This window comes from Rhodoferax sp. (assembly GCF_025354435.1).
In the GTDB taxonomy this organism is placed as follows: domain Bacteria; phylum Pseudomonadota; class Gammaproteobacteria; order Burkholderiales; family Burkholderiaceae_C; genus Rhodoferax_B.
This window is the reverse complement of the sequence record NZ_JANXMU010000062.1, coordinates 1-25,041: the sequence shown is the minus strand read 5'-3', so window position 1 is coordinate 25,041 and position 25,041 is coordinate 1. Positions and strand designations below refer to the sequence as shown.

22 protein-coding genes are annotated in these 25,041 nt (G+C 63.6%); all 22 read right to left on the bottom strand.

Going from position 1 to position 25,041, the window contains the following annotated elements:
• Positions 1-150: 150 nt before the first annotated feature.
• Entirely contained in the window at positions 151-1,380 is a 1,230-nt protein-coding gene (gene ftsA, locus Q0T48_RS16450) for a cell division protein FtsA (RefSeq protein WP_295958283.1), read from the bottom strand.
• Between the two features lie 14 nt (positions 1,381-1,394).
• Positions 1,395-2,198 (bottom strand): cell division protein FtsQ/DivIB, encoded by an 804-nt coding sequence (locus Q0T48_RS16445; protein ID WP_295958280.1) that lies wholly within the window; start codon positions 2,196-2,198, stop codon positions 1,395-1,397.
• A 2-nt stretch (positions 2,199-2,200) separates the two neighbouring features.
• Positions 2,201-3,157 carry a D-alanine--D-alanine ligase gene (locus Q0T48_RS16440; protein ID WP_295958277.1) on the bottom strand — a complete coding sequence of 319 codons (957 nt, stop codon included), beginning with the start codon at positions 3,155-3,157 and terminating at the stop codon, positions 2,201-2,203.
• Positions 3,154-4,587: a UDP-N-acetylmuramate--L-alanine ligase gene (gene murC, locus Q0T48_RS16435; protein WP_295958274.1), complete on the bottom strand. Its 1,434-nt coding sequence runs from the start codon at positions 4,585-4,587 to the stop codon at positions 3,154-3,156. Before murC ends, Q0T48_RS16440 begins: the two co-directional genes overlap by 4 nt.
• The gene (murG, locus tag Q0T48_RS16430; protein WP_295958271.1) at positions 4,584-5,663 is read right to left on the bottom strand and encodes an undecaprenyldiphospho-muramoylpentapeptide beta-N-acetylglucosaminyltransferase; all 1,080 of its coding nucleotides are present in this window, start codon (positions 5,661-5,663) and stop codon (positions 4,584-4,586) included. Before murG ends, murC begins: the two co-directional genes overlap by 4 nt.
• Positions 5,660-6,928, bottom strand: a complete 1,269-nt coding sequence (gene ftsW, locus Q0T48_RS16425; RefSeq protein ID WP_295958268.1) for a putative lipid II flippase FtsW — start codon at positions 6,926-6,928, stop codon at positions 5,660-5,662. Before ftsW ends, murG begins: the two co-directional genes overlap by 4 nt.
• Positions 6,925-8,523, bottom strand: a complete 1,599-nt coding sequence (murD, locus tag Q0T48_RS16420) for a UDP-N-acetylmuramoyl-L-alanine--D-glutamate ligase (RefSeq protein ID WP_295958265.1) — start codon at positions 8,521-8,523, stop codon at positions 6,925-6,927. Before murD ends, ftsW begins: the two co-directional genes overlap by 4 nt.
• A gap of 4 nt (positions 8,524-8,527) precedes the next feature.
• The gene (gene mraY / locus Q0T48_RS16415) at positions 8,528-9,706 is read right to left on the bottom strand and encodes a phospho-N-acetylmuramoyl-pentapeptide-transferase (protein ID WP_295958262.1); all 1,179 of its coding nucleotides are present in this window, start codon (positions 9,704-9,706) and stop codon (positions 8,528-8,530) included.
• Complete coding sequence (gene murF / locus Q0T48_RS16410) at positions 9,696-11,084, bottom strand: UDP-N-acetylmuramoyl-tripeptide--D-alanyl-D-alanine ligase (protein WP_295958259.1); 1,389 nt, start codon at positions 11,082-11,084, stop codon at positions 9,696-9,698. Before murF ends, mraY begins: the two co-directional genes overlap by 11 nt.
• Positions 11,081-12,571 carry a UDP-N-acetylmuramoyl-L-alanyl-D-glutamate--2,6-diaminopimelate ligase gene (locus Q0T48_RS16405; protein ID WP_295958257.1) on the bottom strand — a complete coding sequence of 497 codons (1,491 nt, stop codon included), beginning with the start codon at positions 12,569-12,571 and terminating at the stop codon, positions 11,081-11,083. The genes murF and Q0T48_RS16405 overlap by 4 nt, the downstream gene beginning before the upstream one ends.
• Entirely contained in the window at positions 12,571-14,301 is a 1,731-nt protein-coding gene (locus Q0T48_RS16400; protein ID WP_295958254.1) for a penicillin-binding protein 2, read from the bottom strand. The genes Q0T48_RS16405 and Q0T48_RS16400 overlap by 1 nt, the downstream gene beginning before the upstream one ends.
• Positions 14,298-14,606: a cell division protein FtsL gene (gene ftsL / locus Q0T48_RS16395; protein WP_295958252.1), complete on the bottom strand. Its 309-nt coding sequence runs from the start codon at positions 14,604-14,606 to the stop codon at positions 14,298-14,300. Before ftsL ends, Q0T48_RS16400 begins: the two co-directional genes overlap by 4 nt.
• Positions 14,603-15,556, bottom strand: a complete 954-nt coding sequence (gene rsmH, locus Q0T48_RS16390; protein WP_295958249.1) for a 16S rRNA (cytosine(1402)-N(4))-methyltransferase RsmH — start codon at positions 15,554-15,556, stop codon at positions 14,603-14,605. The genes ftsL and rsmH overlap by 4 nt, the downstream gene beginning before the upstream one ends.
• 9 nt (positions 15,557-15,565) lie before the next feature.
• Complete coding sequence (gene mraZ / locus Q0T48_RS16385; protein ID WP_295958247.1) at positions 15,566-15,994, bottom strand: division/cell wall cluster transcriptional repressor MraZ; 429 nt, start codon at positions 15,992-15,994, stop codon at positions 15,566-15,568.
• Positions 15,995-16,290: 296 nt separating this feature from the next.
• Positions 16,291-17,625 (bottom strand): ATP-dependent protease ATPase subunit HslU, encoded by a 1,335-nt coding sequence (gene hslU, locus Q0T48_RS16380; RefSeq protein ID WP_295958244.1) that lies wholly within the window; start codon positions 17,623-17,625, stop codon positions 16,291-16,293.
• Between the two features lie 3 nt (positions 17,626-17,628).
• Positions 17,629-18,177 (bottom strand): ATP-dependent protease subunit HslV, encoded by a 549-nt coding sequence (gene hslV / locus Q0T48_RS16375; protein ID WP_295958242.1) that lies wholly within the window; start codon positions 18,175-18,177, stop codon positions 17,629-17,631.
• A gap of 64 nt (positions 18,178-18,241) precedes the next feature.
• On the bottom strand, positions 18,242-20,053 hold the full coding sequence (locus Q0T48_RS16370) for an STAS domain-containing protein (RefSeq protein WP_295958239.1): 1,812 nt from the start codon (positions 20,051-20,053) through the stop codon (positions 18,242-18,244).
• A 37-nt stretch (positions 20,054-20,090) separates the two neighbouring features.
• Entirely contained in the window at positions 20,091-20,801 is a 711-nt protein-coding gene (gene dksA / locus Q0T48_RS16365) for an RNA polymerase-binding protein DksA (RefSeq protein WP_295958234.1), read from the bottom strand.
• Positions 20,802-20,854: 53 nt separating this feature from the next.
• Entirely contained in the window at positions 20,855-21,904 is a 1,050-nt protein-coding gene (locus Q0T48_RS16360; RefSeq protein ID WP_295958232.1) for a GTP-binding protein, read from the bottom strand.
• Positions 21,905-22,013: 109 nt separating this feature from the next.
• Complete coding sequence (locus Q0T48_RS16355) at positions 22,014-23,210, bottom strand: class I SAM-dependent methyltransferase (protein WP_295958228.1); 1,197 nt, start codon at positions 23,208-23,210, stop codon at positions 22,014-22,016.
• 57 nt (positions 23,211-23,267) lie between these two features.
• Entirely contained in the window at positions 23,268-24,206 is a 939-nt protein-coding gene (locus Q0T48_RS16350; RefSeq protein WP_295958226.1) for a tyrosine recombinase XerC, read from the bottom strand.
• A complete protein-coding gene (locus tag Q0T48_RS16345) occupies positions 24,207-24,890 on the bottom strand; it encodes a DUF484 family protein (RefSeq protein WP_295958222.1) in 684 nt (227 codons plus the stop codon).
• Positions 24,891-25,041: the final 151 nt, after the last annotated feature.

Below are 25,041 nucleotides of genomic sequence, written 5' to 3'. Positions count from 1 at the left end.
GTGTCAATGGGGTGCTGTTATTGCAAGATTCAAAAAACGAAACGGGGTGGACCGGGGACCAGGGTGGGTGGCAAGTTCGCCATCGCCACAAGGCCATGGGTGTCGGGCTGCCACGCGGAAAGGAGTGGGGGGTCTGGGTGCTGTGCATGGTCAGAAGTTCCCCACAAACCAGTCTTTGACGCGGCCGACCGCGGTCTTCATGGAGCCGTTTTTCTGGGCCACCTTGAAGCCGCGGGCGCGGCCGATGCGGCCCTCTTCCAGCAGGCCCATCACGGTGGCTGCGCGGGGCTGCGAGACCATGTCGGACAGCGCGCCGCGGTACTTGGGCACGCCACGGCGCACCGGTTTCAAAAAGATGTCTTCACCCAGCTCGACCATGCCGGGCATGACCACGCTGCCGCCGGTGAGCACAATGCCGCTGGACAGTACTTCTTCAAAGCCCGACTCGCGGATGACCTGGGCCACCAGCGAATAAATCTCTTCGACCCGCGGCTCAATCACACCGGCCAGCGCCTGGCGGCTCAGCATGCGCGGGCCGCGGTCGCCCAGGCCCGGCACTTCCACCTGGGCTTCCGGGTCGGCCAGCAACTGCTTGGCGTAGCCGCTTTCAACCTTGATGTCTTCCGCGTCCTTGGTGGGTGTGCGCAGGGCCATGGCGATGTCGCTGGTGATCAGGTCCCCGGCGATCGGAATCACGGCGGTGTGGCGGATCGCGCCATTGGTGAAGATCGCCACGTCGGTGGTGCCCGCGCCAATGTCCACCAGGGCCACGCCCAGTTCACGCTCGTCTTCGGTCAGCACCGACAGGCTGCTGGCCAGCGGGTTCAGCATCAGCTGGTCTACGTCCAGGCCGCAGCGGCGTATGCATTTGATGATGTTCTCGGCGGCACTTTGCGCCCCGGTGACGATATGCACCTTGGCCTCCAGGCGGATGCCGCTCATGCCGATGGGCTCTTTTACGTCCTGCCCGTCAATGATGAATTCCTGGGGCTCCACCAGCAGCAGGCGCTGGTCGGTAGAGATGTGGATGGCCTTGGCGGTTTCCACCACGCGCGCCACGTCGGCCGCGGTGACTTCGCGGTCTTTCACCGCCACCATGCCGCTGGAGTTGATGCCACGGATGTGGCTGCCAGTGATGCCGGTGTAGACGTGGGAAATCTTACAGTCGGCCATCAGCTCGGCTTCTTTCAGCGCCATCTGGATGCTCTGCACGGTCGCGTCAATGTTCACCACCACGCCGCGCTTGAGGCCGTTGCTGGGAGCCACGCCAAATCCGGCCAGCTTGAGCTCGCCGCCCGCCAGCACCTCGGCCACCACCACCATCACCTTGGCGGTGCCGATGTCCACCCCGACGACTAAATCTTTGTACTCTTTTGCCATAGTGCGTCCTGTAATCAATGTCCTGTTGTCTTTTGCTTGGGCACCGGCAGTGGTGCGGCCAAGGTGGTCACGCCGCGCAAGCGCAAGGCGTAACCTTCGGTGTAGCGCAAATCGGCCTGCTCGACGGCATCCACCGTGCGGCCATATTCCTTGGCCACCTGGGCCACGGTGCCGATAAAGCGCTGCACGCGCTGGGTAATTTCTTCGGCCGTGCCGCGGCCCAGTTCGACCTCGCCACCGGCATCGGTCTGCATGCGCCAACCGCCGCGTTTGGTCAGGGTCAACTGGTCCAGCGTCATGTCCAGCGGGGTCAGCAAGGGGGACAGCGTGTGGTACATGCCCAGAATCTGGCCCGCCTGCTCCGCCGGGCCGTTCAGGCGGGGCATGTCGTCGTGGTCCACCTCGCCCACATTGGCTTCGAACACTTCGCCAAAGGTATTGAGCAGGCGGGACTCGCTGTCGTCGCCCCAGTAGGCGGCGGCCTGCTGCTCTTGCAGCACCACCCGCAGACGGTTCGGAAACTCGCGCCGCACCACCGCCTTGCGGACCCAGGGAACGGCCTCGAAAGCGGCCTTGGTGGCATTCAGGTCCACGGTAAAGAACGTGCCCTTGATCTTGCCGCCCAGGTTGGCGCGCAGGGTGACATCGTTGTTGTGCACCACATCACCCACCACCGAAATGCCGCGGATGGCAAACAGCGGCTGGCGTGCCGTCCATTGCACCAGCGCCACCAGCCCGAGGACGAGCGCGCCCAGGAACAACACCGTAGCGGTGGCGTTCATGAGTTTCACGTCCATGGGGGGGGCGACTTTTTGCATGCTCAGGCCGTCGGTGTTCCGTAGTCCAGCGCCGCGGTTTGCAGCAGGCGCACGCACAGGGCTTCGTAGCTGATGCCAGCGGCACGGGCCGACATGGGCACCAGCGAGTGGCTGGTCATACCGGGGGCGGTGTTGATTTCCAGCAGGTAGGGCTTGCGGGTGGCCGCGTCGATCATCACGTCGGCGCGGGCCCAGCCGCGGCAGCCCAGGGTCAAAAAGGCTTTGCGCACCAAGGCCTGGATAGCGGCCTCTTCACCCTCGGGCAGGCCGCAGGGCACCAGGTACTGGGTGGTGTCGGTGAAGTATTTGTTCTGGTAGTCGTAGTTGCCTTCGGGCGCGACGATACGCACCACCGGCAGCGCCTCGGTCTGCGTACCGCTACCGAGCAGCGGAATGGTGACCTCGTCGCCGCTGATGAACTGCTCGCACAGCACCGCCGGGTCGAGCTGCGCTGCCAGGGCGTAGGCCGCATCTATCTGGTCCAACGTCAGCACCTTGGTGAGGCCGATGGTGGAGCCTTCGCGGGCGGGCTTGACGATCATGGGCGCGCCCAGCGTGGCGAAAGCCGCACGGGCCGCGGCAGCGCTGTCCACCTCGAACCAGCCGGGTGTGGGCAAACCTTCGGCACGCCAGATGCGCTTGGTCATCACCTTGTCGATGGCGATGCTGGAGGCCATCACGCCGGAGCCGGTGTACGGAATGCCCAGCAGCTCCAACGCACCTTGTACCGTGCCGTCTTCGCCGAAGCGGCCATGCAGGGCGATGAAGCAACGGGCAAAGCCCTCACGCTTCAGGTCGCCCAGATCGCGTTCCGACGGATCGAAGGCATGTGCGTCCACGCCCTGGCTGCGCAACGCGGCCAGCACGCCGGTGCCCGACATTTTGGACACTTCACGCTCGGCAGACGCACCGCCCATCAGCACAGCCACTTTTCCAAGATTTAAAGAATTTAGGGTCATAGCGTAGAGACTATCTGCGTAGTCTGCTCTTTTTTTGATAGCAAATCAACCACCTTGCCCGGTACAGCCCCGATGGAGCCAGCGCCCATGCACAGCACCACGTCGCCGTCGCGGGCGATATCAAAAATCGTCTGCGGCATAGCGGCGATGTCGTCGATGAAGACGGGTTCCACCCGACCCGCTACGCGCAGGGCACGGGCCAGCGCTCGGCCATCGGCCGCGACGATGGGCACCTCGCCGGCTGCGTAAATCTCGCTCAGCAGCACCACATCGGCCTCGCCAATCACGCGCACAAAGTCTTCAAAGCAATCGCGGGTACGGCTGTAGCGGTGCGGCTGGAAGGCCAGTACCAGGCGACGGCCCGGAAACGCGCCGCGCGCAGCCGACAGCGTGGCCGCCATCTCGACCGGGTGGTGGCCGTAATCGTCCACCAGGGTGAAGTTGCCGCCGTCTTTGGCAGGCTGCTCGCCGTAGGGTTGGAAACGGCGACCTACACCTTCAAAGGAGGCCAGCGCACGCTGTACAGCGGCATCGGGCACGTCCAGCTCCACCGCTACGGCGATGGCCGACAGCGCATTCAGCACGTTGTGGCGGCCCGGTAGGTTCAGCACCACCGGCAGATCGGGCAAAGTGGCTCCATTGCGGCGCTGCACGGTGAAGTGCATCTGGCCGCCCACGGCGCGCACGTCCACCGCCCGCACCTGGGCGCCTTCTTCAAAGCCGTAGCTGGTGACCGGGTTGGTCACCTGGTCCACGATGGCGCGCACGCCGGGGTCGTCGGTGCACAAAATCGCCGTGCCGTAGAAGGGCATGCGGTGCAGAAAATCGACGAAGGCCTTCTTCAGGTTGTTGAAGTCGTGGCCGTAGGTTTCCATATGGTCGGCATCGATATTCGTCACGACCGCCATCACCGGCAGCAGGTGCAGAAAGGAAGCGTCGGATTCGTCGGCCTCAACCACGATGTAGTCGCCGGTACCCAGGCGGGCATTGGCCCCGGCGCTGTTCAGGCGGCCGCCGATCACAAAGGTCGGGTCCAGCCCGGCCTCAACCAACACGCTGGCCACCAGGCTGGTGGTGGTGGTTTTGCCGTGCGTACCGGCAATGGCAATGCCCTGCTTCAAGCGCATCAGCTCGGCCAGCATCAGTGCGCGCGGGACGATGGGCACCTTGTTTTCGCGCGCGGCCAGTACCTCGGGGTTGTCGGCCTTGACGGCGGTAGAGGTGACGATCGCATCCGCCCCCAGCACATTGGCCGGGGTGTGGCCGATGAAGGTGGTGATACCCAGGCCGCCGAGTCGGCGCAGCGTGGCGCTGTCGCTCTGGTCCGAGCCTGAGACCACATAACCCAGCTTGTGCAGCACCTCGGCAATGGCCGACATGCCGGAGCCGCCGATCCCGACGAAGTGCAAATGGCGTACGGCGTGTTTCATGGGCGTACCAGTCTTTCTAATTCATCGGCCACGCGCGCCGCCGCATGGGGCTTGGCCAGTGCGCGGGCCTGGGTGGCCATCGCAAGCAGCTGCTCGCGGTTCAGGCTGGTCAAAAGTTCTGCCAGGCGCGGCGGTGTCAGCTCGGCTTGCGGCAAGTGGATGCCGGCCTGCTTGTCAGCCAGCCAGCAGGCGTTGTCGCGCTGGTGAGAAGTGGTGCTCACCACCAAGGGCACCAGCACAGCCGCCACGCCGGCAGCGCACAACTCGCTCACGGTGACGGCACCGGCGCGGCAGACGATCAGGTCGCAGGCCGCCAACTCGGTGGCCATGTCGTCGATAAACGGCAACACCTGGGCGGCAATGCCCTGCTCGGCATAGGCTGCCTGCACTGCGGCCTGCTGGGCCACGCCGGTCTGGTGCACCACCTGGGGCCGCTGGTGGGCGGGCAGCCGGGCCAGTGCCAGAGGCAGGCAGTCGTTGATGGCTTTGGCACCCAGGCTGCCACCGACCACCAGCAGCCTCAGCGGCCCTTGGCGGCCCGCGAAGCGCTCGGCAGGCGGGGCGATGGATTCGATCTCGACACGCACCGGGTTACCCGTGACCACCGCACGGCGTATGCCTTGGGTGGCAGGGCCTTCGAAGCCGAAAGCCACGCGGTCGGCTACTGGCAGCAAAGCCTTGTTGCTCATCAGCAGTGCGGCATCGGCGTTCACCAGCATCAGCGGCTTGCCAAGCAGCGCAGCCATGAGGCCACCGGGAAAGCACACATAGCCGCCCATACCCAACACGGCATTGGCGTGGCGCTGGCGCAGTATCTGCAAGCAGCTCCAGAAGGCCGCCAGCATACGCAGGCCGCCGGTCAGCATGTGCACAATCCCCTTGCCGCGCAGGCCGCTGAAGGCAATACGGTCCATGGCAATGCCCGATGGCGGCACCAGCTTGTTTTCCATGCCGTGCAGCGTGCCCAGCCAGCTGACCGTCCAGCCGCGCTGCTGCATCTCGCGCGCCACCGCCAGGCCGGGGATGACGTGCCCGCCGGTACCTGCCGCCATGACGACCAGATGGCGCGCGCTCATACGCGGGCTCCATGCATGAGTTGCCTGTTTTCGTAGTCCACCCGCAACACCACCGCCAACGCCACCAGATTCCACAGAATCGCCGAGCCACCAAAGCTCATCAGCGGCAGCGTCAGCCCCTTGGTGGGCAGCGCCCCCAGGTTCACGCCCATGTTGATAAAGGTTTGAAAGCCCATCCACAAGCCCACGCCCTGGGCGACCAGACCGGCAAACAGGCGGTCCAGTGCGATGGACTGGCGACCGATGTGCATGATGCGGCGGATCAGCCAGAAGAACAGGCAGATCACCGTGACCACGCCGACCAGGCCGAACTCTTCGCCAATCACGGCCAGCAAGAAGTCGGTGTGCGCCTCGGGCAGCCAGCTGAGTTTTTCGATGCTGCCGCCCAGGCCTACGCCAAAGATTTCACCCCGGCCGATGGCGATCAGCGAGTGGGTAAGCTGGTAGCCCTTGGCCAGTGCATTGCTGTCGCTCCAGGGGTCCAAGTAAGCAAAGATGCGCGCCCGGCGGTAGTCGTTGAAGGCAATCATCATGCTGAAGGCACCCACCAGCACGGTGGCGATCAGAAAGAACATGCGGGCGTTCACGCCGCCCAGAAACAGAATGCCCATGGCGATCACGGCGATCACCATGAACGCGCCCATGTCGGGCTCGGCCAGCAGCAGCACGCCCACCATGCCGACCGCCGCACCCATGGGCCAGACGGCGCGCCAGAAATTCTCTTTCACATCCATCTTGCGCACCATGTAGTCGGCCGCGTAGATAACGACAGAAAACTTGGCCATCTCGGACGGCTGGAAGTTCATCACTCCCAGGGGCAGCCAGCGCCGTGCGCCGTACACCACCTTGCCAACGCCCGGGATCAGCACTGCGATCAGCAGTACCAGCGAAACAATGAACAGCCAGGGTGCCCAGCGCTCCCAGGTACGCATCGGCACCTGGAACGCGATCAGCGCCGCCACAAAGGCCACGCACAGAAACGCCGCGTGCCGGATCAGGAAGAAGTTGTGGTCGTACTTGGCGAAGCGGGGGTTGTCGGGCATGGCAATCGATGCCGAATACACCATCACCAGGCCCCAAGCCAGCAGCGCCACGGTAACCCACAGCAAAGACTGGTCAAAGCCATGCACGCGGGTGGGCTGGCTGGGTGTGCGCGAAAAGCCACTGGCACCCAGCTTGACTGGCAAAGCATCGGCCGCGGCCTTGGGCAGGCCCTTGAACCAGTCGCGAAACCGCTCGGATAGACGCAGGGACAGGCTGCTCATGCCTCGCCCTCCCCGGCATCGGCCAAGGCCATGACGGCTTCAATGAACACCTGGGCGCGGTGCTCGTAGTTGTTGAACATGTCAAAACTGGCACAGGCGGGCGACATCAGCACGGCATCGCCCGGGTGCGCGCGCTGGCTGGCGAGTAATACGGCCTGGGCCATGCTGTCGGCATCGACCAAGGCCACACCCGCGTCTGCCAGCGCCGCACGGATCTGCGGCGCATCGCGGCCGATCAGCACCACTGCGCGGGCGTAGCGCGACACGGGCGCGGCCAGCGGCGTGAAGTCCTGGCCTTTGCCCTCGCCGCCCAGAATGGCAACAATGCGGCGCTCGGCTCCCAGGCCGTTCAATGCGGCCACAGTGGCGCCCACATTGGTTCCTTTGCTGTCGTCAAAGTATTCGATTTCACGCACGGTATCGACCGACTCGACCCGGTGCGGCTCGCCCCGGTATTCGCGCAGACCGTAAAGCATGGGGGCCAGTGTGCAGCCTGCTGCCGTGGCCAGCGCCAGTGCGGCCAAGGCGTTGACGGCGTTGTGGCGGCCGCGGATGCGCAGCGCGTCGGCGGGCATCAGGCGCTGGATGTACAGGTCGTCTGCGGCTTCGCTGCGTCTGCGCTTGGTTTCATCCGCCTCCAGGGCGCGCACCAGCCAGGCCATGCCGTTGACCACTTCGATGCCGAAGTCGCCGGGGCGCTGGGGCATGTCACCGCCAAAGGTGGTGTGGCGGCGCAGTTGCGGTTTTTGCAGGCGCACACGGATCGGCTCGGGCAGCATCGCCATCACGCCGGGGTCCTCGCGGTTCAGCAGCATCAGGCCCTGCTGACCAAACACACGGGCCTTGGCTGCGCCGTAGGCTTGCATGCTGCCGTGCCAGTCCAGGTGGTCTTGGGTGAGGTTGAGCACGGCGGCGGCGGTGGGCTCAAAGCCCTGGGCCGCGTCGAGCTGGAAACTGGACAGCTCCAGCACCCAGACTTCAGGCAAGGTGCCTGCTGCCATGTGGGCCGCCAGCGTGTCCAGCAGCGTGGGACCGATATTGCCGGCCACGGCCACGGTTTTACCGGCACGGGCCACCAGTTGGCCAGTGAGCGAGGTCACGGTAGTCTTGCCGTTGGTGCCGGTGATGGCCAGCACGGCAGGCTGGTAACCCAGCGATACGGCGGGTACGGCGATGGCCACGGGGGCTTCGTCATCCTCCGACGGCAGGACTTCCTCTGCCTCCGGCTCAAGCTGCGGTTCTGAAACAGGAGCAGCCTGGCGCATATCGGCCAGCGCCCGGGCAAACAGGGTCAGCTCACCTCCGACAGGCACGCCCGCACGCTGCGCCTCGGCCAGCACCGGGGCCAGCATTTCGGGCGACAGACCGGGCGAACGGTACACGGCGCGCACACCCTGCACCAGGGCCGCGCTGAAGGGGCCGCCAATGAAACTCACTGCGGGCACTTCGGCCTGCAAGGTCGCCAGCTGGGGCGGGGCCTCGCGCGTGTCTGCCACCGTCACCTGCGCGCCGTGCTGGGCGCACCAGCGCGCCATGGCCAGGCCGGACGCACCGAGGCCCAGGATCAACACGGGGAGGTCTTGCAAGTGCCGCATGGTGTTAACGCAGCTTGAGGGTAGACAGACCCACCAGGCACAGCAGCATGGTGATGATCCAGAAACGCACGACGACCTGGGTTTCCTTCCAGCCGCTTTTCTCAAAGTGGTGGTGCAGCGGTGCCATCTTCAGGATGCGCCGACCTGCACCGTACTTCTTCTTGGTGTACTTGAACCAGCTGACCTGCAGCATCACCGACAAGGCTTCGACCACGAAGATACCGCCCATGATGGACAGCACCACCTCCTGGCGCACGATCACGGCCACAGTGCCCAACGCACCGCCCAGCGCCAGCGCGCCCACGTCGCCCATGAACACCTGGGCCGGATGGGTGTTGAACCACAAAAACGCCAGCCCGGCACCGGCCATGGCGGTACAAAACACCAGCAGTTCGCCCGCACCGGGGATATGCGGCAAAAACAGGTATTTGGAGTAGACCGAGCTGCCCGTCACATAGGCAAACACGCCCAGCGCCGAGCCGACCAGCACCACCGGCATGATGGCCAGGCCGTCCAGGCCGTCGGTCAGGTTCACGGCGTTGCTGGAGCCCACGATGACCAGATAGGTCAGCACCACAAAGCCCAGCACGCCCAGCGGGTAGCTGACTTCCTTGAAGAATGGCAGTTGCAGGCCTGCCTTGGGCGGCAGGCTCAGGTCAAAGCCCGACTGGACCCAGCTGAAGAACAGCTCCAGCACCCGCATATTGGAGTTTTCGGAAATGCTGAACACCAGGTACAGCGCGGCGACCACGCCGATCAGCGACTGCCACATGTACTTCTCGCGCGACCGCATGCCTTCGGGGTCTTTGTTGACCACCTTGCGCCAGTCGTCCACCCAGCCAATGGCCCCAAAGCCCAGGGTGACCAGCAGCACGATCCACACGAACCGGTTGCTCAAATCCACCCACAGCAAGGTCGAGATGGCGATGGACAGCAAAATCAGCACACCGCCCATGGTGGGCGTGCCCTGCTTGGCCAGATGGCTTTCCATGCCGTAGCCGCGGATGGGCTGGCCAATCTTGAGTGCCGCCAGGCGGCGGATTACCGCCGGGCCCGCAGCCACGCCGATCAGCAACGCCGTCATGGCGGCCATCACCGCACGGAACGTGAGGTACTGGAACACGCGGAAAAACCCGAACTCGGGTGACAGGGTTTGCAACCACTGGGCAAGACTAGGCAGCACGGGGGGAATCCTCGGAATATTGTTGCTGTTGTTGTAATTGGATAAAAGCCACGACCCGCTCCATCTGCATGAAGCGCGAGCCCTTGACCAGCACGCTGGCGGCCAAAGGCAACTGGGCCTGCACGGCGGTCAAGAGGGCGTCCATGCTGTCGAAGTGCTGGCCGCCAAACGGGGCCAGGTGGGCCGTCAACGGGCCCAAAGTCAAAACCTGCTCGATGCCGCAGCGCTGCGCCTGGGCACCGGCTTCGGCATGGAACTGCGGACCCTGGTCGCCCACCTCGCCCATGTCACCCAGCACCAGCAGGCGCGGGCCGGGCAAGGCGGCGAGTACGGCGATGGCGGCCTGCACCGAATCGGGGTTGGCGTTGTAGCTATCGTCCACCACGGTCAGGCTGCGGCTACCGATCTGCACCGCCAGCGCCTTGGAACGGCCTTTGACCGGCTCGAAGGCCGCCAGGCCCTGGGCCACGGCAACCAGCGGCACGCCCGCGGCCAAGGCACAGGCGGCAGCCGCCAGCGAGTTTTTCACGTTGTGCAGGCCTGCAATGTGCAGGGCGTAGTCCAGCGACCCGGCGGGGGTGCGGGCATGGACTTGCCAGGCCCCCCCGGCCCACACCGGCACATCGGCGCACACATCCGCAGCACCCACGGCGAACTGCACGCAGCTGCGCGGCCAGGCCATGCTTTGCCACAGGGCGGAAAAGCTGTCGTCGGCGGGGAACACGGCCACGCCGTCGGTGGGCAGTGCCGCCAGCACGCTGCCGTTTTCTTGGGCCACGGCCTCCACGGTCTGCATGAATTCCAGGTGCTCGCGCTGGGCGTTGTTAACCAGGGCCACGGTGGGCCGGGCCATGGCGGCCAGCAGCGCGATTTCACCAGGGTGGTTCATGCCCAGCTCGACCACGGCCAGCCGGTGGTGGGCGCGCAGGCGCAACAGCGTCAACGGCACGCCGATGGCGTTGTTGTAATTGCCCTGGGTGGCCAAAAAGGCCTCGGGCTGGGCGGCGCGCAGGATCGCTGCCACCATTTGCGTGACGGTGGTTTTGCCGTTGCTGCCGGTCACGGTGATCATCGGCAGGTGGAACTGGGCACGCCAGCCGGTGGCCAGGGTGCCGAGTGCGGCCAGCGTGTCTGCCACCTCGATGCAGAGCAGTCCGGGCAGCGCGTAGCCGGGGTGGCACAGGGCTGCCACGGCACCGCTGGCTTGCGCCTGGGCCAGCAGGGTGTTGGCATCAAAAGTGTCGCCTTTGAGCGCAATAAACAGGTCGCCGGGTTGCAGGCTGCGGGTGTCGCTGTGCACGCGGGTGATGGCAACCGTGCCGTCACCGACCAACCGTGCGCCGGGCAGCAGGGCCAGGGCTTGTTGCAGGGTCATCATGCGGCGGCTCCTTCGGCAGGGCGGCGCGCCAGGGCAGCTTCGGCATGGACTTTGTCCGAGAAGGCATGCTTCACGCCCGCCACCTCTTGCGTCGTCTCATGGCCCTTGCCCGCCAACAGCAGCACATCGGCGGGTGCTGCCTGGGCAATGGCTTCGGTGATGGCCAGGGCGCGGTCGGCCTGCACATGCACGCCGGCGTTGTGGCTCAGGCCCAGCAGGATCTGGCTGATGATGTGCTCGGGCTTTTCGCTGCGCGGGTTGTCGCTGGTGACCAACACCAGGTCGGCATTCTTCTCGGCCACGGCGGCCATCAGCGGGCGCTTCGAGGCATCGCGGTCGCCACCGCAGCCAAACACGCACCACAGCTTGCCACCGCGCGCCTGCGCCAACGGCTGCAAGGCCAGCAAGGCCTTGTCCAGCGCGTCGGGAGTGTGGGCGTAGTCGATGGCCACCAGGGGCTGGCCGGGTAGGTTGATGCAGTCCATGCGGCCCGGCACCGGCAACAGGCCGTGGCAGGCCTGTACGGCTTCAGCCAGCGGTACGCCCACGGCACGCATGGCACCGATCACGCCCAGCAGGTTCGCCACGTTGTACTGGCCGATGACGGCGGTGCGCAGGCTGTGGCGCGCAGCGCCCTCCACCACCTCGAAGCACAGGCCGCCAGCTTCGTAGCGGATGTTGTCTGCCTGCAGGCGTGCGCTGTGGCTGCAGGACAGCGTCCACACATCCAGGCCGGTCAAGGATGCGGCCAATTCGGCACCTTGCGGGTCGTCCACATTCACCACGGCTGCCTGCAGACCCGGCCAGCAGAACAGCTCGGCCTTGGCCTGCCAGTAGGCTTCGGTGCTGCCGTGGTAGTCCAGGTGGTCCTGCGTGAAATTGGTAAATACCGCGACACGGATGCGGGTGCCATCCAGGCGGCGTTCGACCACGCCGATGCTGGAGGCTTCAATCGCACACGCGCCCAGGCCCAGATCGACAAAGCCGCGGAACGCCTGCTGCAGGCGCACCGGGTCGGGCGTGGTCAGGCCGGTGGCCAGCACGTCGGGTGGAATTCCAATGCCCAAAGTGCCCACTACCGCACAGGGAGTCTGCGCGTATAGCTCTGTTTTTGATAGCGCCTGCGCCAACCACCATGCAGTGGAGGTTTTGCCATTGGTGCCGGTGATGGCCAGCACGTCCAAGCTGTCGCTGGGCTGCTGGCAATAAGCAGCAGCAATCGGTCCGGTGCTGGCCTTGAGGCCGGTGTAGCTGGCGACCGCATCGCTGGTGAAGCCAAAGGCCTCGCTACCTTCTTGCTCAACCAGGCAAGCGGCAGCACCTTGGGCCAGAGCGGCCTGCACAAACTGGCGACCATCGACAGCGGCACCCGGCCAGGCGATGAAACCGTCACCGGGTTGGATGGCGCGGCTGTCCACCTGCAGGCTGCCGCTGACCCGGCTGCGCAACCAGGCCACGGCCTCAACAGGGGTATGGAGTTGCAACATCAGAACGACTCGTCCACAGATTTGGAAACCACCTGGGCCTTCACGTCCAGGTCGGGCTGTACGCCCATCATGCGCAGGGTTTGCTGCACCACCTCACTGAACACCGGAGCGGCCACAATGCCGCCGTAATACAAGCCCGCACTGGGCTCGTCCACCATCACAGCGACGATGATGCGCGGCTTGTTGATCGGTGCCATGCCCGTAAACCAGGCGCGGTATTTGTTGCTGGCGTAGCCTTTACCGACCTGCTTGTGCGCCGTGCCGGACTTGCCGCCCACCGAGTAACCCACGGTCTGCGCCAGCGGGCCGGTGCCGCCAGGGCCTGCGGCCATTTGCAGCATTTTGCGGATGGCGGCGGCGTTTTGGGCCGAGAACACCCGTACGCCCACCGCCGGTTCATCCGTCTTGAGCATGGTGGCCGGGATGATTTCGCCGTCGTGGGCAAACACGGTGTACGAGTGGGCCATCTGGAACAGCGAAGCCGACAGGCCGTAGCCGTAAGACATGGTGGCCTGCTCGATGGGCCGCCAGGTCTTCCAGGGCCGCAGACGGCCCGACACCGCGCCAGGGAAGCTGATCTGTGGCTTCTGGCCGAAGCCAACGGCCGTGTAGGTGTCCCACATTTCGTGCGGAGTCATGCGCTGGGCGATTTTGGTGGCGCCCACGTTGCTCGATTTCTGGATCACGCCCTCCACCGTCAGCGCACCATAGTTGTGGGTGTCGGTAATGGTGGAGCCGGTAACGGTGTAGCGCCCCGGCGAGGTGTCGATGATCGTTTGCGGCGTGATGCGGCCCGCCTCCAGCGCCATACCCACGGTGATGGGCTTCATGGTGGAGCCCGGCTCGAAGGTGTCGGTCAGCGCGCGGTTGCGCAGTTGCTCGCCGGTCAAATTCTTGCGTTTATCAGGCACATAGCTGGGGTAGTTGGCCAGCGCCAACACTTCACCGGTGATGGCATCGAGCACCACCACGCTCCCGGCCTTGGCTTTGTTGGCCAGCACCGCGTCGCGCAACTTTTGGTAAGCAAAAAACTGCACCTTGCTGTCGATGCTGAGCTGGATTTCGCGGCCATCCACCGGCGGCACCTGGTCGCCGATGTCTTCCACCACCCGGCCCATGCGGTCTTTGATGACGCGGCGCGAGCCAGGCTTGCCACCCAGATCCTTGTTGAACGCCAGCTCAATGCCTTCCTGGCCGTTGTCTTCCACGTCGGTGAAGCCCACCACGTGGGCAATCGCCTCGCCTTCGGGGTATTGGCGCTTGTATTCCTTGCGCAAGTAGATGCCTTTGATGCCGAGCGCCGCCACCTCTTGGGTGATGGGCTCGTCTACCTGGCGCTTGATCCACACAAAGCTCTTGTCTTCGTCCAGCTTTTTCTTCAGGTCGGCCAGCGGCATCTCCAGCAGCTTGGCGAGTTTCTTGATTTTTTCGGGGTCGTTGTCCACGTCCTCGGGAATGGCCCAGACGCTGGGCGCAATCACACTAGAAGCCAGAATCAGGCCATTGCGGTCCAGAATGCGGCCGCGGTTGGCTGGCAACTCCAGCGTGCGGGCAAAGCGCACTTCGCCCTGGCGCTGAAAGAACGCATTGCCAATCACCTGGATATAGGCGGCACGGGCGGTCAACCCCACAAAGCCGATGGCAATGGCGGCGACCACCAGCTTGCTGCGCCAGACAGGCGTTCTGCTGGCCAGCAAGGGGCTGGAGGTATAACGGACGCTGCGGCTCATGGTGCCTTCCCTGCGGCTGTGCTGGCAGAGTTGGCAGGGGCTGCAGCCACCGTCACGTACTGGGTGATGGCCGGAGTGCTGGTGCGCATTTGCAGTTGTTCTTTGGCCAGCTTCTCCACGCGCAAAGGCGTGGCCTGGGCCCGCTTTTCGACTTGCAAGCGCTCGTTTTCAATTTCCAGCTTGTGCGACAGGGCGATGGCCCGGTCCACCTCGACAAACAGGCTGCGCGAGTCGTACTGCACCCGCACCAGATACAGCGCACTGGCGACCACGGCCAGCATCAGCACCAGATTGAGCCGGGTCATGGCGCTGCCGTCCTGCGTGCCACACGCATCACCGCGCTGCGCGAGCGCTTGTTGCCCGCCACCTCGGCCGCGCTGGGTTTGACCCGACCCAAGGCCTCCAGCTTCATCAGGGTGGTACCGCCCAGCATCCAGCTTGGTGCCCGGCGGTCCACCACTTCACGCGCATGTTTGGCAATGAATTGCTTGACGATGCGGTCTTCGAGCGAATGAAAGCTAATCACCACCAGACGGCCACCCGGCTGCAGCACCCGCAGACTGGCATTTAGCGCGTGTTGCAGCTCCTCCAGTTCGGCATTGATGAAAATCCGAAAAGCCTGAAATGTCCGCGTTGCAGGGTTTTGGCCCGCCTCGCGGGTTTTGACCGTGCTAGCCACGAGTTCGGCCAGTTCAGTGGTGGTTGATAGAGGGCCGCATTCTTGTCGGCGAGCAACAATCGCCTTTGCAATGGGCCCAGCAAACCGTTCTTCACCGTAGTCACGTACCACCTCTGCGATCTGTTGAACCTCGGCTGTTGCCAGCCACTCGGCCACACTCTCGCCGCGCGTGGGGTCCATGCGCATATCGAGTGGGCCATCGAACCGAAAACTGAAGCCGCGCACCGGGTTGTCGATTTGCGGCGAGCTGATACCCAAGTCCATCAACACCCCGGTCACACTGGCGTCGGGCAAGGTATCCAGGTGGCGGAAGCCCTGGTGGCGGATGGAAAACCGCGGGTCGGCAATGGTGGCAGCCTCGGCAATCGCTTCCGGGTCGTGGTCGAAGGCGATCAGGCGGTCCTGGGGGGCCAGCTTGGACAGCAGCAGGCGCGAATGCCCGCCGCGCCCGAAAGTTGCATCGACGTAAGTAGCCACAGCGCCATCGGCGCTGTGGGTTAAAGAGTCCGGCTTGTCGAGAAGAGCATCAACTGCTTCGTCCAACAAGACGGTGGTATGTTTCCACAACGTATCCACCGTAGGGCCTTAGAAAGAAAAATCCTTGAACACTTCGGGCATGTCACCCTGCATGGCTTTGGCCTCTTGTGCGTCGTAGGTGGCTTTGTCCCACAACTCAAAATGCCGCCCCATGCCCAGCAACACGGTTTCGCGCTGGATACCCGCGCCTTCGCGCAGCTCGGGCGACACCAATACGCGGCCCGTGCCGTCCAGCTCCACATCCATGGCGTTACCCAAAAAGATGCGTTTCCACCACTGGGCAGACATGGGCAGCTCGGCAATCCGCTCGCGAAATTTCTCCCACTCGGGGCGCGGAAACAGCATCAGGCAGCCATGGGGATGTTTGGTGATGGTCAGTTGGCCGCCAGCTGTCGCGCTCAGCACGTCACGGTGCCGGGTCGGCACCGAGAGCCGACCCTTCGCATCCAGACTGAGAGACGAAGCCCCTTGAAACACAACAACTGCCCACCCTTGCTATTGAGTGACAACTAAATGGGCGATGCGAAGGCACTTTTCACCACTTAATTGCACTTTTTTGCACTGTATCAGGAAAAAAAGACTGCGCCCACCGGCAGCGCAGTATTTTTTCAATCAAATCAATGACTTAGCCTCAGTGTTGCATGTTAATTTGCGCAAAAAACGTTAAAAATTAAGCACTTAGAGAGGTTTGTGAATGTGCAGAATGAAACCGACGCATCAGGTGTAACAAAGATGACCATTTGCGTACGGCCAGAACACGCAGCCTGGAGCTATTACAAGATATACCGTGACAGGTCTTCGTTTTTGCTCAGTTCCTTGAGGCGGGCATCCACGTAGGCAGCATCAACGACCACTGTTTGCCCGGCCAGTCGGGCTGCATCGAAACTGATGTCGTCCAGCAGCCGCTCCATCACGGTCGACAAACGCCGGGCACCGATGTTTTCGGTACGCTCGTTCACGTCAAACGCGATATGCGCCAGCCGGGTGATGCCTTCGGGAAGGAATTCCAGCGTCACGTTTTCGGTGGCCAGCAGCGCTTGGTACTGTTTGACCAGCGAGGCATGGGTTTGCACCAGAATCGCCTCAAAGTCTTGTACCGACAGGGATTGCAGCTCCACCCGGATCGGAAACCGGCCTTGCAACTCGGGGATCAGGTCGCTGGGCTTGCTCAAATGGAACGCACCCGAGGCGATGAACAGAATGTGGTCGGTCCTGATCGTGCCATACTTGGTGGACACCGTGGTGCCCTCCACCAGCGGCAGTAGATCGCGCTGCACGCCCTGGCGCGACACTTCAGCCCCGCCACCTTCGCTGCGCGAGGTGACCTTGTCGATTTCGTCGATGAAGACGATGCCGTTTTGCTCGGCATTGAAGATGGCCTGGGTCTTGATTTCTTCCTCGTTGACCAGCTTGGCGGCCTCTTCTTCGACCAGCAGCTTCAGGGCTTCGCCAATCGGCAGTTTGCGGGTTTTGCGTTTGGTCTGGCCGATTTGGCTGAACATACCGCGCAATTGCTCGGTCATCTCCTCCATGCCGGGCGGTCCCATGATTTCCATCTGCGCCTTGACATCAGCCAGGTCGAGTTCGATTTCCTTGTCGTCCAACTGGTGTTCGCGCAGCTTTTTACGAAAGCTCTGGCGGGCCGCGCTGTCCGGCGTATCGGAGGTGTGGCCCTGCCCTTCCAGGCTGCGCGCGGTGGGAATCAGGATGTCCAGAATACGGTCTTCGGCAGCGTCCTCGGCCCGGGCGCGCACTTTGCGCATCTCGGCTTCGCGGGTTTGCTTCACAGCGATGTCGGCCAGGTCGCGGATGATGGCATCCACGTCTTTGCCCACGTAGCCCACTTCGGTGAACTTGGTGGCCTCGACCTTGATGAAGGGCGCATCGGCCAGCCTCGCCAAGCGGCGGGCTATTTCGGTCTTGCCCACGCCGGTAGGGCCAATCATCAAAATATTCTTGGGCGTGATCTCATAGCGCAGTGGCTCTGCAACCTGCTGCCTGCGCCAGCGGTTGCGCAGGGCGATGGCCACGGCCCGCTTGGCCTGGTGCTGGCCGACGATGTGCTTGTCCAGCTCGACAACAATTTCTTGGGGGGTCATGGAGGACATGGTTCAGTCCAGGGTTTCAATGATGTGGTTCATGTTGGTGTAGATGCACAGCTCGCCCGCGATCTCCAACGACTTTTTTACGATCTGCGCAGCCGACAAATCGGTGTTGTCCAGCAGCGCCTTGGCCGCCGAATGGGCGTAGGCACCGCCCGACCCGATGGCCACAATGCCGTGCTCGGGCTCCAGCACATCGCCGTTGCCGGTAATGATCAAGGACGCGGTGCTGTCGGCCACGGCCAGCATGGCCTCCAGGCGGCGCAGCACGCGGTCGGTGCGCCAGTCTTTGGTGAGCTCAATGGCGGCGCGCACAAGGTGACCCTGGTGCTTTTCCAGCTTGCCCTCAAAGCGCTCGAACAAGGTGAAAGCATCGGCCGTTGCACCCGCAAAACCAGCCAAAACGCGGTCATGGTGCAGCTTGCGGACCTTACGGGCCGTGCCTTTGATGATGATGTTGCCCAGCGTGACCTGGCCGTCGCCGCCAATGGCGACTTGCACGCCGTTGGGGGTCTGGCGGCGCACGCTGATGATGGTGGTGCCGTGAAATTGTTCCATGGGGTCTAGGTAAGGGTGGGGGCCATAAATGCAAGCGCACCACGCACGCCGCCACGGCAGCAGGTCAGTTCCGACGTGGAATGACGGTAGCGTTTTCGTTGATGCCGATCACGTTGAAAAAGATGGCCGCCAGGCGGTGCAGGCCGTTAAATTGCACCTGACGACCCGCCGCATGCTGGTCTGCAGCCCAGTTCAACACCGAACCTGCCGCCGAAAAGTCGATGCGCACCAAGGTGTCACAGGCCACCACCAGCAGCGCACTGCCGCCCGCCTGGGCATCCACCACTGCCAGAGCTTGCGAGGCGTCGCCCAGCACCAGGCCCGATAAGGCACCCCGAGACACTGGCGCGGTGGATAAACCCGGCGGCAAGGTATGCACGCCAGTATCGGAGTCTTTGAAATCGGAGGACCCAAACGTCGACACGCCCAGCGCATCCCGCGCCACCCCGTTGCCCTGCGCATCCAGCACAGCGTAGCTGCAGTGCGCCGCCTGCCATGCCGGTGGCGACACCTCGTAGGTGATGCAGTATTCCAGCGCCACCATGTCAAAGGCATCCTGGCTTTGCAAGATACGCAGCAACGCCAGCCGCACACGCCACCACTGCGGGTGCGCAGTGGCATCGCCCGACACGGTATGGCTTTTGAGCACGTCCTGCAAATGCTCCACATCGGCAAAAATCAGTTGCACCGCCTGGTCTGCCCAGGCCTCAAAAATATCGCCCAGGCCTTGCACGGCGGCACTGTCCACCAGGCCCAGGCTGGCCCAACCGATCTGCACCGATACGGGTGTCCGCATGTGCAAAGCGGCTTGCAGGCTGGCAACGGACGCGGCGCTCAGAACGGCGGGGCAGGCCCAAGTAAAGCTGCTCCCCTGCCCCACAGCCGAGTCGGGCAGCGCAAAGCTTGCCGGCGGCAGCCCGGCTTGGTCGGGAATCGAAAACCAGGCTGGCGCAGTGCGCCCAAAACGGCCCGCGAAGTCGATGGCCTCGGTGTCAAACCGATCCTGTTGGTTGGTCGCACGGTACAAATCAAACAGCGCAGTCCAGACCTCGGAGTGCGCAGATGGCGCCGGGTTCTGCCGAAGCAGGGTATGTAGGGCCGCCTCGGCACCCTCCACATCGCCATTGGCAAATCGGATGGCGGCTTCTTCCAGGTCGGGGTTGTGCTCGTAAACACCGGCATCCAGATCGGGCAAATCCAGATCCAGGGCCGCGGGCTGCGCCATCTTCGGGGCAGGCGCAGGCACACCAAAGTCAAAATCCAGGTTCAGGTTGTGGTCCAGCGCGGCCAGCATATCCACAATGGGCTCGGCACTCGGCGTGGGTACGTTCCAGTGCCGCTCGTCGCGCAGCGGCGATACATCGGTGGGCGCAAACGCATTGGCATGGTGGGCCGCAGCCCGGGTGGGCAGGGCGGCAACCTCGGTAGGAGCATAGGCGCGGGTATTGCCCAGCGGATGGGCCTCGGCGGACTGCAAACCGGCCTGGCCCGACAGCCGCACCGGCTGGCTGGCACCGGTGTCTTTGGCTTTCCACCACTGGCGGGACATTTGCGCTTCGATGTCGTCGATTTTTTTGATCGTCCCAGCGCGGTCGTCCAGCTTGGACTGCATGCTGCTTTGGAAGAACGAGGGCCGCTCTACCGCGTCGGAAGAAGGCTGTGCCTCGCGCTGGCGCAGCTTGCGCAACTGGTCAAACTCGCGGCGGCGTACAAAATCGTTGCGCTTTTTACGCTCAATCATCTCCTTGAGCATCTGCTTGCTGTACTGGCTCTCCTTATCGAGCTCGGGCTGGTCCAGGTCAGACCAGTTCGTCGTCGGATTGCGGACGAACTTGACAACCTTGGACAGCAGACCCGAGGGTTCGTTAGGTGGCATGGTGGCAGCGGCGCAAGCAGGGTTAGATACGGGTCAATCAGTCGCCAAACATTTTTTGTTTCAGCTCGCGACGCTGCTGGGCTTCCAGCGACAGCGTTGCTGTGGGGCGGGCCAGCAAACGGCCTACGCCAATGGGTTCGCCGGTTTCGTCGCAGTAGCCATAGTCGCCCGCGTCGATGCGGTTGATGGATTGCTCGATCTTCTTGAGCAGCTTGCGTTCACGGTCGCGGGTGCGCAGTTCCAGCGCGTGCTCTTCTTCGATGGTGGCGCGGTCGGCCGGGTCGGGCACAACGACCGTATCTTCGCGCAAGTGCTCGGTGGTTTCACCGGCGTTGTTCAGCATGTCCTGCTTGAGCACCGTGAGTTTGAGGCGGAAGAAGGCGGTCTGCTTTTCATTCATGTACTCGGAGTCGGGCATGGCGATGACTTCGGCATCGGTCAGCTTGTCGGCCGGGGTGGTCTTCCAGTTGTTCGCCAGCTTAGGGTCTTTTTTGGCGGCCACGTGGGGTGGCGGCGCAATCATCGGCTCGGGCGCGTTCTGCATGTAGCTGGACTTGGCCGCAGTGGATGCGACAGCCGGAGCCATGGACGGCACGGTCAACTGCGCCAAACGCGACGAAGGACGCACGCTCTTGGCCGGAATCGACGTGTAGCGGGGGCTGGTCTGCACCGCCGGGGTGGCTTCGGTGGCAGCCGCCACGGGGGCGGGGGTGGGCTTGGGCGCTGTGGTCACTTTGGTAGTACTCATGGTTGGCGCGGGGCTTTAGCGTCCCGCAATCGTCACTATTTCTGTTCTGGGCGTCACACCAAACACTGTTCCATGCCTTGCAAAAAGATGTCTTTGGGCAAATCGATACCGATAAACACCATTTTGCTGCCGCGTTTTTCATCTGCAGCCCATTCTGGGCCCAGGTCGCTGCCCATTAACTGGTGCACTCCCTGGAAAATGACTTTACGCTCGGTGCCCTGCATATTCAAGACACCTTTGTAGCGCAACATGCGCGGGCCGTAAATATTGACGATGGCGCTCAGGAAGTCTTCCAGCTTGGCCGGGTCAAAAGGCCGGTCGGACTTGAAGACAAAGCTCTTCACATCGTCGTCATGGTGGTGATGGTGCCCGCCTTCGTGGTCGTGGCTGTGCGAGGGGTGGTCGCAATGCTCGCCCTCGGCATGGTCGTGGCCTGCATGGTCGTCTTCCTTGAGGAAGTCGGGGTCGATGTCAAGCTTGGCGTTCAGGTTGAAGCCGCGCAAGTCAAACACTTCACTCAGGGCCACTTCGCCGAAATGCACGGCTTTTTGCGGCGCACGCGGGTTCATGTGCTTGAGGCGGTGCATGAGTGCATCGACTTCGGTCGGCTCGACCAGATCGGTTTTGCTGATGAATATCTGGTCGGCAAAACCCACTTGGCGGCGGGCCTCCTGGCGGTCATTGAGCTGGGTGGCGGCGTGCTTGGCATCCACCAGGGTCAAAATCGAGTCCAGCAGGTAGCTTTCGGCGATCTCGTCGTCCATGAAGAAGGTCTGCGCCACGGGTCCTGGGTCGGCCAGACCGGTGGTTTCAATCACCACGCGGTCAAAGTCGAGCAGGCCTTTGCGCTTTTTGGCGGCCAGCAGGCTCAGGGTGGCGCGCAGATCTTCACGGATCGAGCAGCAGATGCAGCCGTTGTTGAGCTGGATGATTTGCTCGCCCGGCTCGGACACCAGAATCTCGTTGTCGATGTTTTCTTCGCCAAATTCATTCTCGATGACGGCGATCTTCTGGCCGTGGGCCTCCGTCAGCACGCGCTTGAGCAGCGTGGTTTTGCCGGAGCCGAGAAAGCCGGTCAGGATGGTGGCGGGGATGAGTGCCATAGGTTCTTTCATTGCTAACTTTTCACCGGGAGCCGTGCGGCCCACCCGATTTCGTGGAAATTAACAGGTGGGGAGTGTAGCGGCCAATTCAATCTGTATCCGCATAGGCTCATTTACGCAAAATCACTAGCCCTTTGAGGTATTCGCCCTCGGGGAAATTGACCGTCATCGGGTGGTCAGGCGCGCCGCCCAGGCGCTCGCTGATATAGCCGTCCACCCCCGCGTCGATACCGGCCGAGGCCACAATCTTGTGGAACAGGTCGGCGTTGATGCCGCCTGAGCACGAATAGGTAAACAGCACACCGCCCGGCTCCAGTATCTTGAAGGCCAGGCGATTGATGTCTTTATAAGCCCGGGCCGCACGGTCGGCGTGGGCGGCGGTAGGGGCAAACTTGGGCGGATCCAGCACGATGCAGTCAAAGGTCTGGCCCTGCACGGCAAACTGGCGCAGCGAGGCGTTCACGTCGGCATCCATAAAGGTCACGCACTCGGGCGCAAAGCCGTTCAGCGCCACATTGGCCGCCGCCCGGGTCAAAGCCGGGCCGGACGAGTCGATGGAGGTGACGTGGCCCATGCGGCCCCCAGCACGCATGCCTGCCAGTGCGGCCACGGTAAACCCGCCGGTGTAGCTAAAGCAGTTCAGCACCCGCTGGAACTGCAGGCGCTGGGCGTAGCTGGCCATCTTCTGGCGGCTGTCGCGCTGGTCCAGGTAGAAGCCGGTTTTGTGGCCTTCGGCAATGTCCAGCGTGAGCCGCCAGTCGTGCTCTTGGATGGTCAAGTCGGTCGGGCCGTCGCCGCGCAGCCAGCCAGTGGTGGGCTCCAGGCCCTCCAGGGCGCGGGTGCTGGCATCCGAGCGCTCGTATAGCTGGGTCAGGCCGGTGGCGGCCAGGATGGCGTCGATGAGCACGTCTTTCCAGCGCTCCACCCCGGCAAACAGAAACTGCGCCACCAACGTGTCACCGTAGCGGTCAACGATCAGGCCCGGCAAACCGTCGGATTCGCCATGGATGAGGCGCATGCCGTCGCTTTTTACGTCAAATCGGGTTCTAGCGCTGATAGCGCTTGCAACAGCAGCTACAAAAAACGCAGCATCAATGCGCTGGGCCTCGTCAAAGCTCCAGGCGCGGGCGCGTATTTTGGAGGTGGGGCTGAATGCCGCCCAGGCCAAGAACTTGCCTTCGCTGGATTCGACACGCACGGTTTCGCCCGCATCGGCACCGCCCCGGGCGATGGCAGATTCAAAGATCCAGGGGTGGCGGCGCTGCAGCGAGCGCTCTTTGCCTTCACGGAGACGGATGGTTTTCATGGGGCGGATTGTGGGGCTTTATGGGGCTTTTTACGCCCCCGAACCGCCGCCCGCAGGCTATTTTTTGTCCGCCGCTGTCGCCTTAGCTCTCGGATGGGCCTTGTCGTAGGTGGCCGCCAGATGCTGAAAGTCCAGCCGGGTGTAGACCTGGGTGGTGCTGATGTTGGCGTGGCCCAGCAGCTCTTGCACCGCCCGCAGGTCGCCACTGCTTTGCAACACGTGGCTGGCAAACGAGTGGCGCAGCATGTGCGGGTGCACCGGGGTGGCGGTGCCTGCCAGGCGGCTGCGGCGGCGCAGGCGCTGCCACACCGAAGCGGCAGTCAGGCGGGTGCCGTAACGGCCCAGGAACATCGCCGCCGATACCTCTGTGCCCTGCCCTTCGGCGCGTATTTCCAGCCATTTTTCAAGCGCCGCCACGGCAGTTTTGCCGATGGGCACAATCCGCCGCTTGCTGCCCTTGCCCAGCACATGGGCCTCGCCCGCGGCCAGATCGACCCAGCCTTTGGCCGAGGCGCTGGGTGCCGCGTCCAGCCCGGTCAGTTCGCCCACCCGCAGGCCGCCGCCGTACAACAGCTCGACCATGGCCGCGTCACGGGCTTCCAGCCACGGGTCGTCGGCTTCGTTTTCAAAGTCGGCAAAACCCACAGCCTCGTCCAGCCCCAAGGCTTTGGGCAGGGGTTTGGCAGCTTTGGGGGCACGCACGTCCTGCACCGGGTTGCTGGACACCAGGCCCTGGCGGCCCAGCCAGACGTAGAAACCGCGCCAGCCCGACAAGATCAGCGCAATGCCGCGCCCGCTGCGGCCCTGGCTGTGCATCTGCACCACCCAGCGGCGGATGTGGTGGTGGGCCACATCGGTCAGCGCCACCCCGGCGGACTCGGCATGCCCACTCAGTTTGACCAGATCCAGCGCGTAGAGCGTCAGCGTACGCTCGGCCAGGCGCTTTTCAAAGCGCACGTAGTCGAGGTACTGGGCGACCAGCGCGGCAGGGGCCATCTAAACCCGCAGACGCGAGAGCGCTGCACCAGCCAACTCGGCGATGCGCTCCAAAAAGTCCGTGCCCATGGCCGACTCGAAGCGCTGGCCGTCGGGCGAAGCCAGTACCAGCATGCCGAAAGCCGGGCTGGGGCTGTTGAGCACGCCGATGCGCAGCGGCATCAGGGCGATCGACATGGCGGCGGCCGGGTTCGCCAGCCAACTGACGGCTTCGAAGCCGGAATTCACACCGCAAAACGGTGCGGTGAGCGACGAGGCGAATATCTTCGCGTCTTCGCTCACGCCCTGGGCCCAGGCAGCGTGGGCGTATTCGTCCGACACGCCCCAGACCTTGATGGCCACCTGCGGCACCGCAAACTGCACCTCGATCTCGTGGGCGATGCGCTCGGGCAGGTCGCCGGGCGCGCGGGTCAGCAGCAGGCTGCGGGCCCAGCGCTGCAGCTTGTCGGCAATGATCACGTTCTCGTTGCCGTTGCGCACCATGTCCATGATGCGGTGCTCCAGGCCCTTGATCTTCTCGCGCAGCATCTCGGCCTGGCGCTCCTGCAGGCTGACGGCCCGGTTGCCGTGTGGGCTGGTGAGCTGCACCGAAGCCAGCACTTGCGAATGGCGCTCGAAGAACTCGGGCGTATTGCTCAGGAAGTTGGCGATGTCGTCTTCGGTGATGGGGTTTTGGGTGTTCATGTTCATAAAAGGTTTAAGGCAACGCTGAATAAGTCCCGACCTGGCGCGTGACTTGCATTGGTATTGTCATCCCTCACAAGGCGACAAAGATGAAGCAACACACCCTGGCCCTGGCCGCCGACCAAGAAGCGGGATTCGCCCAGCACCGCAA

Excerpts from the sequence above, each read along its gene's own strand:
- ftsA (WP_295958283.1), bottom strand. The coding sequence starts at position 1,380 with ATGGCAAAAGAGTACAAAGATTTAGTCGTCGGGGTGGACATCGGCACC.
- Q0T48_RS16445 (WP_295958280.1), bottom strand. The coding sequence starts at position 2,198 with ATGCAAAAAGTCGCCCCCCCCATGGACGTGAAACTCATGAACGCCACC.
- Q0T48_RS16440 (WP_295958277.1), bottom strand. The coding sequence starts at position 3,157 with ATGACCCTAAATTCTTTAAATCTTGGAAAAGTGGCTGTGCTGATGGGC.
- murC (WP_295958274.1), bottom strand. The coding sequence starts at position 4,587 with ATGAAACACGCCGTACGCCATTTGCACTTCGTCGGGATCGGCGGCTCC.
- murG (WP_295958271.1), bottom strand. The coding sequence starts at position 5,663 with ATGAGCGCGCGCCATCTGGTCGTCATGGCGGCAGGTACCGGCGGGCAC.
- ftsW (WP_295958268.1), bottom strand. The coding sequence starts at position 6,928 with ATGAGCAGCCTGTCCCTGCGTCTATCCGAGCGGTTTCGCGACTGGTTC.
- murD (WP_295958265.1), bottom strand. The coding sequence starts at position 8,523 with ATGCGGCACTTGCAAGACCTCCCCGTGTTGATCCTGGGCCTCGGTGCG.
- murF (WP_295958259.1), bottom strand. The coding sequence starts at position 11,084 with ATGATGACCCTGCAACAAGCCCTGGCCCTGCTGCCCGGCGCACGGTTG.
- Q0T48_RS16405 (WP_295958257.1), bottom strand. The coding sequence starts at position 12,571 with ATGTTGCAACTCCATACCCCTGTTGAGGCCGTGGCCTGGTTGCGCAGC.
- Q0T48_RS16400 (WP_295958254.1), bottom strand. The coding sequence starts at position 14,301 with ATGAGCCGCAGCGTCCGTTATACCTCCAGCCCCTTGCTGGCCAGCAGA.
- ftsL (WP_295958252.1), bottom strand. The coding sequence starts at position 14,606 with ATGACCCGGCTCAATCTGGTGCTGATGCTGGCCGTGGTCGCCAGTGCG.
- hslU (WP_295958244.1), bottom strand. The coding sequence starts at position 17,625 with ATGTCCTCCATGACCCCCCAAGAAATTGTTGTCGAGCTGGACAAGCAC.
- hslV (WP_295958242.1), bottom strand. The coding sequence starts at position 18,177 with ATGGAACAATTTCACGGCACCACCATCATCAGCGTGCGCCGCCAGACC.
- Q0T48_RS16370 (WP_295958239.1), bottom strand. The coding sequence starts at position 20,053 with ATGCCACCTAACGAACCCTCGGGTCTGCTGTCCAAGGTTGTCAAGTTC.
- dksA (WP_295958234.1), bottom strand. The coding sequence starts at position 20,801 with ATGAGTACTACCAAAGTGACCACAGCGCCCAAGCCCACCCCCGCCCCC.
- Q0T48_RS16360 (WP_295958232.1), bottom strand. The coding sequence starts at position 21,904 with ATGGCACTCATCCCCGCCACCATCCTGACCGGCTTTCTCGGCTCCGGC.
- Q0T48_RS16355 (WP_295958228.1), bottom strand. The coding sequence starts at position 23,210 with ATGAAAACCATCCGTCTCCGTGAAGGCAAAGAGCGCTCGCTGCAGCGC.
- Q0T48_RS16350 (WP_295958226.1), bottom strand. The coding sequence starts at position 24,206 with ATGGCCCCTGCCGCGCTGGTCGCCCAGTACCTCGACTACGTGCGCTTT.
- Q0T48_RS16345 (WP_295958222.1), bottom strand. The coding sequence starts at position 24,890 with ATGAACACCCAAAACCCCATCACCGAAGACGACATCGCCAACTTCCTG.